At 59.0% G+C, this 322-nt stretch carries 1 protein-coding gene; it reads left to right on the top strand.

Annotated elements, in window-relative coordinates:
• Positions 1–193, top strand: a 193-nt coding sequence (locus tag ACFWW2_RS00910; protein ID WP_393925483.1) for a TcpQ domain-containing protein, incomplete at its 5' end; no start/stop codon positions are given.
• Between the last annotated feature and the right edge of the window lie 129 nt (positions 194–322).

Genomic DNA, 322 nt, shown 5'->3' with positions numbered 1-322 from the left:
TTCCCCCAATGCGGCTCCTGCCCTACCGACGCCAGCACCGATCCCAAGATGGACTGCCCGCCAAGGCGAGAGCTTTCTCGTTGCGGTCCAGAGATGGGCCCGCGCCGCCGGCTACACAGTCGTTGTTGAAACGAACGAGGGTTGGACCTTCGCTGTGGATGTGAACGAGGAAGGCTCGTTTCGGGTTGTGTAATCGGCGGAGCAATACTCGGCCACGGTAGCGGCGGCGTTGTGTTGTCGCGGGCGGCGTAAAAGTCGGCCACTTTTGCCCTTTCATTTGATGGGAGGGCATGGGGATATTCACCGTGGAATTGTATTTGAA

The sequence above is a fragment of the Yoonia sp. R2-816 genome, assembly GCF_046762905.1.
Lineage (GTDB): Bacteria > Pseudomonadota > Alphaproteobacteria > Rhodobacterales > Rhodobacteraceae > Yoonia.
The sequence above is the reverse complement of the archived record's forward strand: the minus strand, read 5'-3'. Positions and strand labels throughout refer to the sequence as shown.